At 71.1% G+C, this 11,153-nt stretch carries 14 protein-coding genes; 6 read left to right on the forward strand and 8 right to left on the reverse strand.

The features are described from left to right. Positions 1 to 62 precede the first annotated feature (62 nt). The 3 genes from ACIP6U_RS26075 (at position 63) to ACIP6U_RS26085 (ending at position 1,151) form a co-directional block, all read left to right on the forward strand. Positions 63 to 134 carry a putative leader peptide gene (locus ACIP6U_RS26075; RefSeq protein WP_322747027.1) on the forward strand — a complete coding sequence of 24 codons (72 nt, stop codon included), beginning with the start codon at positions 63 to 65 and terminating at the stop codon, positions 132 to 134. A gap of 79 nt (positions 135 to 213) precedes the next feature. Further along, the gene (locus ACIP6U_RS26080; RefSeq protein WP_401722274.1) at positions 214 to 741 is read left to right on the forward strand and encodes a cysteine dioxygenase; all 528 of its coding nucleotides are present in this window, start codon (positions 214 to 216) and stop codon (positions 739 to 741) included. Beyond that, positions 738 to 1,151 (forward strand): rhodanese-like domain-containing protein, encoded by a 414-nt coding sequence (locus tag ACIP6U_RS26085; RefSeq protein ID WP_401722277.1) that lies wholly within the window; start codon positions 738 to 740, stop codon positions 1,149 to 1,151. The genes ACIP6U_RS26080 and ACIP6U_RS26085 overlap by 4 nt, the downstream gene beginning before the upstream one ends. Before the next feature lie 53 nt (positions 1,152 to 1,204). On the opposite strand, the gene ACIP6U_RS26090 is transcribed toward ACIP6U_RS26085, so the two are convergent. The 3 genes from ACIP6U_RS26090 to recA all read right to left on the reverse strand — a co-directional run bounded on the left by ACIP6U_RS26090 (position 1,205) and on the right by recA (position 4,969). Next, positions 1,205 to 2,128: a sugar ABC transporter substrate-binding protein gene (locus tag ACIP6U_RS26090; RefSeq protein WP_401722369.1), complete on the reverse strand. Its 924-nt coding sequence runs from the start codon at positions 2,126 to 2,128 to the stop codon at positions 1,205 to 1,207. 637 nt (positions 2,129 to 2,765) lie between these two features. Beyond that, complete coding sequence (recX, locus tag ACIP6U_RS26095; protein ID WP_401722372.1) at positions 2,766 to 3,800, reverse strand: recombination regulator RecX; 1,035 nt, start codon at positions 3,798 to 3,800, stop codon at positions 2,766 to 2,768. 29 nt (positions 3,801 to 3,829) lie between these two features. Continuing rightward, entirely contained in the window at positions 3,830 to 4,969 is a 1,140-nt protein-coding gene (gene recA, locus ACIP6U_RS26100; protein WP_401722280.1) for a recombinase RecA, read from the reverse strand. 399 nt (positions 4,970 to 5,368) lie between these two features. On the opposite strand from recA, the gene ACIP6U_RS26105 reads away from it, so the two are divergent. Then, positions 5,369 to 5,770 carry a hypothetical protein gene (locus tag ACIP6U_RS26105; RefSeq protein ID WP_401722283.1) on the forward strand — a complete coding sequence of 134 codons (402 nt, stop codon included), beginning with the start codon at positions 5,369 to 5,371 and terminating at the stop codon, positions 5,768 to 5,770. Between the two features lie 5 nt (positions 5,771 to 5,775). Then, complete coding sequence (locus tag ACIP6U_RS26110) at positions 5,776 to 6,546, forward strand: hypothetical protein (protein ID WP_401722284.1); 771 nt, start codon at positions 5,776 to 5,778, stop codon at positions 6,544 to 6,546. Positions 6,547 to 6,567: 21 nt separating this feature from the next. Here the strand turns inward: ACIP6U_RS26110 and ACIP6U_RS26115 are convergent, their stop codons facing one another. After that, complete coding sequence (locus tag ACIP6U_RS26115) at positions 6,568 to 7,842, reverse strand: AI-2E family transporter (protein ID WP_401722287.1); 1,275 nt, start codon at positions 7,840 to 7,842, stop codon at positions 6,568 to 6,570. A gap of 60 nt (positions 7,843 to 7,902) precedes the next feature. Next, positions 7,903 to 8,097: a DUF3046 domain-containing protein gene (locus tag ACIP6U_RS26120; RefSeq protein ID WP_401722289.1), complete on the reverse strand. Its 195-nt coding sequence runs from the start codon at positions 8,095 to 8,097 to the stop codon at positions 7,903 to 7,905. A gap of 80 nt (positions 8,098 to 8,177) precedes the next feature. Between ACIP6U_RS26120 and ACIP6U_RS26125 the strand changes: the two genes are divergently transcribed. After that, positions 8,178 to 9,122, forward strand: a complete 945-nt coding sequence (locus tag ACIP6U_RS26125; protein WP_401722292.1) for a hypothetical protein — start codon at positions 8,178 to 8,180, stop codon at positions 9,120 to 9,122. A gap of 11 nt (positions 9,123 to 9,133) precedes the next feature. Here ACIP6U_RS26125 and ACIP6U_RS26130 read toward each other — a convergent pair whose 3' ends face one another. From ACIP6U_RS26130 to ACIP6U_RS26140, 3 genes are read right to left on the reverse strand one after another with little or no spacing between them, the layout of a single operon-like run. Then, positions 9,134 to 9,442 (reverse strand): AzlD domain-containing protein, encoded by a 309-nt coding sequence (locus tag ACIP6U_RS26130; RefSeq protein ID WP_401722295.1) that lies wholly within the window; start codon positions 9,440 to 9,442, stop codon positions 9,134 to 9,136. After that, positions 9,439 to 10,224 carry an AzlC family ABC transporter permease gene (locus ACIP6U_RS26135; RefSeq protein ID WP_401722298.1) on the reverse strand — a complete coding sequence of 262 codons (786 nt, stop codon included), beginning with the start codon at positions 10,222 to 10,224 and terminating at the stop codon, positions 9,439 to 9,441. Before ACIP6U_RS26135 ends, ACIP6U_RS26130 begins: the two co-directional genes overlap by 4 nt. Further along, entirely contained in the window at positions 10,185 to 11,087 is a 903-nt protein-coding gene (locus ACIP6U_RS26140; protein ID WP_401722300.1) for a helix-turn-helix domain-containing protein, read from the reverse strand. Before ACIP6U_RS26140 ends, ACIP6U_RS26135 begins: the two co-directional genes overlap by 40 nt. Positions 11,088 to 11,153: the final 66 nt, after the last annotated feature.

Below are 11,153 nucleotides of genomic sequence, written 5' to 3' on the forward strand. Positions count from 1 at the left end.
GTGACAGTGAGTTGACCGGCCGACACCACCATGGTGTACTCCGGATCGTGACCGACACCTGTGTGCGCCTGTGGCGGAGGGTCCATATGGACCTGATCCGCTATGCGGGCTGCGTGTGTCGCCCGTCCTGCTGAATTCGCATCCCTTTCTCCCGCGCGCGCTGCCGTCGTAGCCGCCGCGCGCGTTCCGCGAACGCACATCAGGACGGTACCCGTGTCTGTCTCCCCCTCCGCCTCCCCTGCCGTCGCCGCGCCGACCCAGGCCGACCTCCTCGACTTCGTACGGCGCACCGCCGCCGACACCGAGCTGATCTCCTCCCTCCCGCTCGACCCGGAGGGCCGCACCTGGATCCGGCTGGAGGGCCCCGGCGGCAGCGAGGCCTGGCTGATCGGCTGGCCGCCCGGCACGGGCACCGGCTGGCACGACCACGCCGAGTCCGTCGGCGCGTTCATCACCGCGGCCGGTGAACTCAAGGAGCACTCGCTCGCCGCCCGGCTGCCCGCCGACGGCTGGAAGACCCTGGAACTCACCGAGGGCGTGGACCGCGAGCGCAGGCTGCCCGCCGGCAAGGGCCGCGCCTTCGGCCACCACCACGTCCACGAGGTCCTCAACGAGTCGACCGAGCGGCACGCGATCTCCGTCCACGCCTACTACCCGCCCCTCCCCCAGATCCGCCGCTACAGCCGCACGGGCCAGGTCCTGCGCCTGGAGCACGTGGAGCGCCCGGAGGACTGGCAGTGAGCGACACGACCCAACGGCCCGTCGGGATCGACGAGTTGCTGGAGCGGGTGCGCGAGGGATACGAACGGATCGAACCGGCGCGGGCGTACGAGGCCGCCCGCGCCGACGAAGCGCTTCTGGTCGACATCCGGTACGCCGCCCTGCGCGAGCGGGACGGCGTGATCCCCGGTGCCGTGGTCGTCGAACGCAACGAGCTGGAGTGGCGGCTCGACCCGCAGGGCAGCCACCGACTCCCCGAGGCCACCGGCCATGACCTGCGGGTCGTGGTGATCTGCAACGAGGGCTACGCGTCGAGCCTGGCAGCCGCGTCGCTCCACCAGCTGGGGCTGCGCCGGGCCACCGACCTGGTCGGGGGGTTCCAGGCGTGGAAGGCGGCGGGGCTGCCGGTGACGGTGCCCAGCGGGGCGTAGCGGCTCGGCGGGGCCGGTCATGTCGACCCCGGGTCGGGCCGGCCCGGGTCCCGTCAGTACAGGTCGGGCGGGCAGTACAGCGGTGCGGTGTCCGCGTTGTCCTTGGTGATCAGCTCGGCGGGGGTCTTGGCGATCTTCTCCGCCTTACGGCCGCGCAACAGGTCGATGGCGTTGGAGACCGCCAACTCCCCGGTGTCCGCCGCCGAGTTGGAGACCGTCGCCGCGAACCGGCCGTCCTTCAGGGCCGCCAGCCCCTCGTCGGTGCCGTTGACGGTCACGATCTTCACGTCCTTGGCGCCGGCCGCGTCGAAGGCCTTGCGGACGGCGAAGCCCATCTCCTCGTTGGCGACGAAGGCGTAGTCCAGGTCGGGGTGGGCCTCGATCATGCCCTTGGCGACCGCGCCCGCCTTCACCGGGTCGAACATGCCGGGCTGGTTCGCGACCACCTTCGCGGTGGCGGGCAGCTCGGCCGTGAAGCCGCCGACCAGCAGGTCGGACGCGGCACCGGGGGCGCCCGCGACGATCCCGACCTGCACGTCCTTGCCGCCCGCGTCCTGCTCGATCCAGTCTGCGTCCAGGCCGCCGACCTTCTTCAGGTCCACGACGACGGCTCCCAGGATGTGAGAGGTGTCGGCCGGCACGACCGAGGTGAGGAAGATCGGTATCTTCGCGCTCCTGGCCCGCGCGATGTCGTCCGCGAGCGCCCTCACATCGACGGTCTGCACGATCAGCGCGCTCACCTTCGCGGCGATCATGTCGTCGATGTTGGCAAGCTCCGTGCCCGCCTTCTGACGGGAGTTGGCGGTGCGGATCCGGGCGAAGTTGCTCCGCGTCGCCTGCTCGACGGACTCCTCCAGACACGTGTGGAACTTGGTGGTGCCGCCGTTGACGAAGCCGAGCGTGATGGTGCCCTCCACCGTCGCGCCGGTGTCCCCGTCGCCGGGCACCAGCCCGCACCCGCTCAGCAGCAGCACCATGCTCAGGGCCGTCACCGCGGGCGTTCTTCGTAAGCGGAGAGGTTCGGACACGGCGGGGCCGCCTTTCGTGGCGTACGGAGGCTGTGCGCGGGGAGTGCGGGCGGGCACGTGCGGTTGCGGCGGAACGGTCCGGGCCCGCGACGGCAGCAGACGGTACCCGGGACCGGCGCACCTCAACCCTTCGAGGCGCGCAACCTAATGGTGCGCACCGCGGCATGCTCGAACCCGGCCACAAGGCCCTAGCGTCGGACAACTCGGGGGGAGAGCCCAGGGCCTGTCTTCCGGAGCCGTCCAGGACGGCGCCGCTCAACGACCGGAAGACAGGCCTTGGTTGACGAGTCGTCAGCCCTGGTCGGCGTGCCCAGGGAGTGGGCGTGTCCTGTCGGAGCGTTGCCTGTCGGAGCGTTGTCTGTCATGCCGAGCAGGAACGTCGTGAACGCGAACCCCGCGTCTCCGCCCGGCCCTTGAACGCGATCGGCGCCCCCGCGCGTCCACCGTGTCCAGGGCCGGGCCCGTCCCTGACCCCGGTCCGGGGTGCACCGGTCTCACCGATCACGTCGGTCACACCGGTCGTCCCTCCGGGCTCAGAACCCCTTGCCTCAGAACCTCAGAAGCCCCTGCCTCAGAACTCCTCGGCTCAGAACCCCTCGTCCCCCAGGGACTCCGTGTCCTCGCCCTCTTCCTCCAGCGCCTGCCGGACAACCCGCAGGGCCATGCCCTCGGGGTAGCCCTTACGGGCGAGCATCCCGGCGAGGCGGCGCAGCCGCTTGTCACGGTCGAGGCCACGCGTGGCGCGCAGCTTGCGGGCGACGAGTTCGCGCGCGGTCTCCTCTTCCTGCTCGGAGTCGAGCTGCCCGACGGCCTCGTCGATCAGCGTCGAGTCGACTCCCTTGGTCCGCAGCTCCCGGGCGAGCGCGCGCCGGGCCAGACCCCTGCCGTGATGCCGGGACTCCACCCAGGCCTCCGCGAACGCGCCGTCGTTGATCAGTCCGACCTCCTCGAACCGCGACAGCACCTCCTCGGCGGCCTCGTCCGGGATCTCCCGCTTGCGCAGGGCGTCCGCGAGTTGCTTGCGCGTGCGCGGGGTCCCGGTGAGCAGACGCAGACAGATCGCCCGCGCCCGCTCGACCGGGTCCCCTGAAGGCCCCTCCTGCTCGGCCCTCGACGAAGAGGGGGAGCCTCCGTCCTCACCGGCGGATTCACCACGACGCCGTCGCTGCCGCCCCCGGGTGCCACCACCGCGGGAACCACCACGAGACGCCCACGCCCCACGACCCGACGCGCCGCCGCCTTCGCCGAACGACCCGCCACCCTCATACGGCCCGTCACTGCCGTACGAGACTCCGGTGCCGCGCGAGGCCTCGGAGCCATGGCCGACAGCGCGGCCAAAGCCCTCGTCCGCGCCGTGGCCCGGCTCGTCGGCGTCGGATCCGCCGCTGCCGTACGACCACCTGCCCGCGCCGGACGCCTTGCCCTCGCCGTCGGACCTGCTCGTGCCGTCCGACCTGCCGTTGCCGTCCTTCGCCGCGCGGCCGTGTCTCCCGTCCGCGCCCTGCCCCGAACCGTTCCCGTACGCATCGCCGTCCGGCTCGGCAGAGCCCCCGTCGCCGTCCCCTTCCCGTCCCCGCTCACGCGGAGCACCGGGGTTGGCGCGCTCGGCCAAGTCGGCCAGCCATGCTTCTGCGTCACGCACGGTACGGGTCAGCTCTTGGCGGCCGGGGCCTTGGCCTTGGCCGTCTTGGCGGCCGCCGGAGCGGGCACCTTCGCGGCGTCGTCCGCGGTGCCACCGGCGGTGACCGTGGCGGCGTCCGCACCCGGTGCCGCGGTCGGCTTCGGCTCCTCCGGCCGCACACCGACGCCCAGCTTCTCGAGGATCTTCTTCTCGATCTCGTTGGCCAGGTCGGGGTTGTCCTTCAGGAAGTTGCGCGCGTTCTCCTTGCCCTGGCCGAGCTGGTCGCCCTCGTACGTGTACCAGGCGCCGGCCTTGCGCACGAAGCCGTTCTCCACGCCCATGTCGATCAGGCCGCCCTCGCGGCTGATGCCGTGGCCATAGAGGATGTCGAACTCGGCCTGCTTGAAGGGCGGCGCGACCTTGTTCTTGACGACCTTGACGCGGGTGCGGTTGCCGACCGCGTCGGTGCCGTCCTTCAGGGTCTCGATACGACGGATGTCGAGCCGCACCGAGGCGTAGAACTTCAGCGCCCGGCCACCGGTCGTGGTCTCCGGGGAGCCGAACATCACGCCGATCTTCTCGCGGAGCTGGTTGATGAAGATCGCCGTGGTCTTGGACTGGTTGAGCGCGCTGGTGATCTTCCGCAGGGCCTGGCTCATCAGCCGGGCCTGCAGACCGACGTGACTGTCGCCCATCTCGCCCTCGATCTCCGCGCGCGGGACGAGTGCCGCGACGGAGTCGATGACGATGAGGTCGAGGGCGCCGGAGCGGACCAGCATGTCCACGATCTCCAGAGCCTGCTCACCGTTGTCCGGCTGGGAGAGGATCAGGTTGTCGATGTCGACGCCGAGCTTCTTCGCATACTCGGGGTCGAGGGCGTGCTCCGCGTCCACGAACGCGACCTGGCCGCCGGCCCGCTGGGCGTTCGCCACCGCGTGCAGGGTCAGGGTCGTCTTGCCGGAGGACTCCGGGCCGTAGACCTCCACCACTCGGCCGCGCGGCAGCCCGCCGACACCGAGGGCGACGTCGAGTGCGGTCGACCCGGTGGGGATGACCTCGATGGGCTCGTTCGGCCGCTCACCGAGGCGCATCACCGCGCCCTTGCCGAACTGCCGTTCAATCTGTGCGAGCGCGGCGTCCAGTGCCTTCTCGCGGTCGGTTCCTGCCATGGGTTCCACCCGATTTGCTTGAGTCGATCGCTTCACGTCAAAGACGCTAACGCCTGCCACTGACAATGCGTCCCGACGCCCGTCCAGCCTGTGGATAACTCGGGGACTTCTGCATCGAAAGCGTGTCGAAACCCCCGTCGGGATCCCTGTCGAGAACCTCGCCGGAACCCCCATAAGAATGGATGTTCGATTTTCGTGTCAAGCGCACCACGCGGCACCCCAGTGACGGGTTTCGCGCCCCACCGACCCTGCGGACTCCGGCCACCTTCCCTACACGTACAGCGACTTCCAAGAGCCACGCGACCGCTCCCGCAAGGCCTGTGGCTACTTCCGTCGGCGTACGACGGGTGTCTTCAGCGGGACGACGACCGATCGGAGCCGTCCCGCGAGGCTGAGGGCATGGAGCCCGAGAACATCACCCGAGCGGACGGCACGACGCGTGCCGCCGCGATCGCCGCGACCCTGGCCGCACTGCTTCTGCTGGCCGTGTCCGTCGTCGTCCAGATCGTCGCCGGCGCGGACTATCCCACCGTGCCGCCGGGCCTCGTCATCCCGCTCGTGGCGGCGGGCCTGCTGCTGTGGCGCACGAACCGGTGGACGACCGGGCTCGCCCTCGCGATCGGCGTGTTCATCGGCACGGGCGCGTTCCTGACCCCCGACACCGGTGACCATCTCTCTTCGGGGGACACCGTGCTCGTCGTCTCGACCGTCGCCGAAGTCGTGGCTCTCGCCGGCTTGGTGGTCGCCGGAGCCATGGCCACGCTGAGGACGCAGCCGCAGACGTCGGCGCGGGCACGATGACGCAGTTGTCCGTCGCGCGGAGACGGCTGCCGCTGCCCGGAACGCACCCCGCCGAGCGCCTCTGCCACGTGACCGGTCTCCTCCTCGTCCTCTCCGGGCTCGTGCACCTGGTGGTGTTCGCCGTCGACGGTGGCCCCTGGGACGGACCCGTCTCCTGGCGCAAGCCGGTGACGTTCGGGCTGTCCTTCGGGGCGACCCTGATGGCGATCACCTGGGTCACGTCGTATCTGTACGTCCGACCGCGGCTGCGCGCCCTGCTGCTCACCGTGTTCGCCGCCGACTGCGTCGTGGAGGTCGGGGGCATCACCCTGCAGGCGTGGCGCCGGGTGCCGTCGCACCTCGACATGGAGACGCCCTTCGACACCGTGGTGTCGATGACGCTCGCGGTGGGCGGCGGCGTCCTCGTGGTACTGCTCACCGTGTTCGCGGTCGCCTCGTTCCGGCACCGCCCCACCGGTCCCGCCGGGATGGCGCTCGCCGTGCGTTCCGGCTTCGCGATCCTGCTCGTCGGGCTCGCCTCGGGCGCCGCGATGATCGCGCGCGGTGTCGTCCTCACCCGTACCGGCCACCAGGAGGCCGCCTACCACTCGACGGCCCCGCTCAAGCCATTGCACGGGGTCAGCCTGCACGCCGTCCTGGTCCTGCCGGCACTGGCCCGGCTGCTGTCGTACACGTCCTGGAGCGAGACGACCCGCCGACGGATCGTGGCCACGGCGACCGGCTGCTACGTGGCGGCGGTCGCCGGCGCCGGGGTGTGGGCCGTGCTCACGTACTGACGCGGTCGCGCACGGACGTCCTCACGCCCCTCCGTCGCCCCCACCCTGTTCCCGTTCCCGTTCCTGCTCCCGCTCCCCCGGCCGCCGTTCCCACAGGAGCCGCGCGCGCGTGAAGAGGCCCGGTCCCGATCTGCGCGAGCCACGCCGGTGCCCCTGCACACGGGGGTCGTCCGTGACCGCGTACCGCTTCACGTACGCCCCGAGGAAGGCCTGCAGCGTGGCGACCGCGGGGATGGCGATCAGCGCGCCGACCGCGCCGAGAAGCGCGGTGCCGGCGATGACCGAGCCGAAGGCGACGGCGGGGTGGATGTCGACGGTCTTGGACGTCAGCTTCGGTTGCAGCACATAGTTCTCGAATTGCTGGTAGATCACGACGAAGACGAGCACCCACAGCGCGTACCAGGGATCGACGGTGAAGGCGATCAGCATCGGCAGCGCACCCGCCAGATACGTACCGATGGTGGGGATGAACTGCGACACCAGGCCCACCCAGACGGCGAGCACGGGCGCGTAGGGCACGCCCAGGGCCTCCAGCAGGATGTAGTGCGCGATGCCGGAGATGAGCGCCATCAGGCCGCGCGAGTAGATGTAGCCGCCGGTCTTGTCGACGGCGATCTCCCAGGCGCGCAGCACCTCGGCCTGGCGTGCGGGCGGCAGGACGGAGCAGATCGCGCGGCGCAGTCGCGGGCCGTCCGCGGCGAAGTAGAACGAGAACAGCGTGATCGTCAGCAACTGGAAGAGGCCGCCGAGGACCTGCGCGGACACGTCGAGCACGCCGGTGGCGCTGTTCTGCACGTAGTTGCGCAGCCAGTCGGAGCGGAGCAGTCCCTCCTGGACGTCGACCCGCTTCAGGTCGGTGTTGAAGTGGGTGTTGACCCAGTTGATGACGGAGTCGAGGTAGTCCGGGAAGTCCTCGACGATCTTGATGATCTGGCCCGCGAGCATGGAGCCGAGGAGGGTGACGAAACCCGCCGCCGCGATCATCACGCCGAGGAAGACGAGACCGGTGGCCAGCCCGCGGCGCATGCCGCGCGAGGCCATCCAGCTCACCGCGGGCTCGATGGCGAGCGCCAGGAAGAACGCGATGAGGATGTTGATCAGCAGGCCGGTCAGCTGATGGAAGGCCCAAGTGCCCAGCTGGAAGGTGGCGTAGAGGGTGAGCACGAGCACCACGGCACGTGGCAGCCAGCGCGGCATGCGCGTGCCCGGCCCGTCGGCAGGGGGCCGCTCGGGCGGCGTCGTGCCGAACGGTGATGCGTGCTGGGCGACCTGCCCGGTGTCGTCAGTGGGTGCCACGGTGCAAGTCTCGCCCACAGGACCGACAATCGGCTGCCGTCCTGCGATCTTCGTGACAGGTCAGCGCTTTTCTCCCGGAACGTCCATGACCGTACAGACCACACGCCACACGTCCTTGGCCGCCCAGCCCGAGTCCAGCGCCTCGTTCACCGTGCGCCCGCCGAGCTCCGTCATCACGTGGTCGCGCGCGAAGGTGTCGGCGTAGCCCGGACCGAAGTGATCCGTCATCCGCTCCCAGAAGACCGTCAACCGCATGACTCCAGTATCCCGCCCCTGAGGGTGGGCCTGAGCCGGGACCCCTTGCCGAGACCGCTTTCCGTCCTACGGTCTGACGCATGTCCGAAACAGGAGCTTCCCCACTCCCTGCCACGCCACCGGCGCGCTCCCCGCTCTTCCGCGCCGAGCACTTCGTGTGGCTCACCGCGCGCGTGCTGGAACAACGCCTCTTCGCGCACGACTTCCTCAACGGCGGAGCGGATCCGGTGGAGACCGCGCTGGACGCCTACCGCAACGAGGACGGCGGGTACGGTCACGCGCTGGAGCCCGATCTGCGCGGTCCGGTCAGCCAGCCGCTGCCCACCGCTCACGCGCTGCGCGTCCTGGACTGGATCGGGCGCTGCGGCGGCCAGCGGGTGGAACGCGTGTGCCGTTATCTGACCTCGGTCTCCACGTCCGACGGCGCGCTGCCGGCGCTCCACCCCAGCCAGCGCGGCTATCCGGCGGCCCCCTTCGTCCCGATCGTGGACGACCCGCCGAGCGAACTCCTCGCCACGGGACCGGTGGTGGGCCTGCTGCACCGCAACGAGGTGTGGCACGCCTGGCTGTTCCGGGCCACGGACTTCTGCTGGCAGGCGGTCGAGTCCCTGGAGAAGTCCCATCCCTACGAGGTCGAGGCCGCCGTCGCCTTCCTGGACTCCGCTCCCGACCGCCCGCGCGCGGAGGCCGCCGCCGACCGCCTCGGCCGCCTGGTGCGCGAACACCGGCTCGCGGCCCTGGACCCGGACCGCCTCGACGAGTATCCGGTCGCGCCCGGCTACGCCCCGGGCGAGCACCACTTCCCACACGACTACGCGAAGACCCCCAGCTCCCTCGCCCGCGCGTGGTTCACGGACGAGGAGATGACCCGCTCCCTGGACCACCTCGCCGGCATGCAGCAGGAGGATGGCGGCTGGCCCATCCGCTGGCGCCAGTGGACACCGGTGGTCGCCTTCGAGGCTCGCCCCATGGTGACGATCGAGGCGCTGCGCACCCTGAGGGCACACGGCCGCCCCATCGGCTGACCCGGGACCTCTCACCCGCCCACCGCCCGCACGCCCGCCGTCACCGCGACGGCCACCGCCACGACAAGCAGGAACGGAGCCCGCAGCAGCAGCGCCAGGCCGGCCGCGGCCACCCCCGCGGCCCGCGCGTCGAGCACCAGGGCATGCCCGTCGGCGAAGGTCTGCTGGGCCGTGAGCGCGGCGAGCAGGGCCACCGGCAGCAGCGCCGCCAGCCGCCTGACCAGCGGCCGCTCCAGAGCGCTCGCGGGCACGAGCAGCCCGGCCAGCTTGACGGCATAGCAACCGAGCGCGGTCGCCCCGATCGCGATCCAGGTGTTCAACGGTCTCCCCCTGACCCATCGTTCGTGTCACCACGACGCTCACGACCACCGCGGCGCCCCTCCAACGACCCCTTCACAAAGAGGGCGACCGGTGCGGCGAGCGCGGCCACCAGGACGGGCACCCCGGCCGGCAGCACAGGCAGCAGCCCGAGCCCCAGCAGCACGGCGAGCCCGGCCACGGCACGCTCCGTGGCAGAGGTGAGCATCGGCGCGAGCAGCGCCAGAAAGACGGCGGGCCCGGCGGCATCGAGCCCCCAGGCATCGGTGTCCCCGATGGCCTCGGCGCCCAGCGCGCCCACCAGGGTAGTCAGGTTCCACAGCACGTACAGGGTGAGTCCGGTGACGCCGAACCCGATCCGCACGGCACGCCGCGTGGGCTGCGCCAGCGCGACGGCGGTCGTCTCGTCGATGACCCACTGAGCGGCAAAGGGCCGCAGCATCCGCGGAAGTGCCAGCAACTGCGACAGCCGCAGCCCGTAGAAGGCATTGCGCACCCCGAGGAAGAAGGCACCCGCAGCTGCGGTGAACGGATTCCCGCCGGCCGCGAGCGCCCCCACGAGCGCGAACTGCGACGCACCGGTGAACACCAACAGGCTCAGCGCACAGCTCTGCAACACGCTGAGCCCGCTGCCGGCCGAGGTCACCCCGAAGGCGAACCCGGAGAGCCCGACGGCGACGCCGACCCCGAGGGCGTCCCGAATGACGGCCGCATCCGGCTTCCCTCCTTCGCTCGAACGTATGTCTAGGGAAGCTGCCTGTTCTGCAGCTGTCTGTTCTGCCACACCCCGGACCGTAGGAGCAGCGGCCCGCTCACGTCTTGTACGTTCTTGCGCTCCCGCTGATAGGCACCCGGTGGCACCCCGACGATCCGTGCGAAATGCCGGTTCAGGTGCGGCTGGTCCGTGAACCCCACGGCGACGGCCGCCTCCGAGGGCGCCGTCCCCGCGTCCAGCAGTCGCCGCGCCCGCCGCACCCGGGCATCCGTCAGCCAGGCGTGCGGCGGCATCCCGTAGACGTCCCGGAACGCCCGCAACAAGGAGAACGGCCCGACCCCCAGCTCCCCCGCGAGCGCCTCCAGCGTGGGCGGCTCCGCCATCCGCTCCTCCAGAACGGCACGCGCGCGTACGGCGACCCGAGCCCCGGCCGACCGCACCTCCCGCTGCGGCAGGGTCCCACCGTTCAACCGCAGCAACCGCGTCACGGCGACCCGGAGCAACGTATCGGCGGCCAGCGCGTTGCCCTCGTCGGCGGCCCGCAACACCTGATGCACCAACCCCACGGCGTACGGGTCGTCGAGCACGGGCCGAACGAACCCGGGCGTACCCCGCAGCGACGTCGTCTCGGCCGCGATCGCGGCCACCACCTCGATCGACGGATAGACAGCCCCGTACCGCCACCCCTCGGGCACCCCCGCCCGCCCGGTGTGCGTCGTATCGGGATTGACCAGCGCGAGCGCCCCGGCCCCCGCGGCCACCTCGCCCCCGCCGTGCTGAAAGACATCCACCCCGTCGGCGATGGCGGCGATCACGAAGTGCTCGTGCGTGTGCCGCACGAAGGTCTTGCGCACATACCGAGCCCGCAGCAGATCGACACCGGGCAGCTCGCCGTACCGCCAGTGCCGCGCCACCTCACCCGATCCAGCCATGCCCCCATTCTCCGCCCACGGCCCGACGCCACCCTTCCCGGACTCGTTTCCCCTGCTCAGAGGCAT

This window comes from Streptomyces sp. NPDC088794 (assembly GCF_044750545.1).
GTDB lineage: Bacteria > Actinomycetota > Actinomycetes > Streptomycetales > Streptomycetaceae > Streptomyces.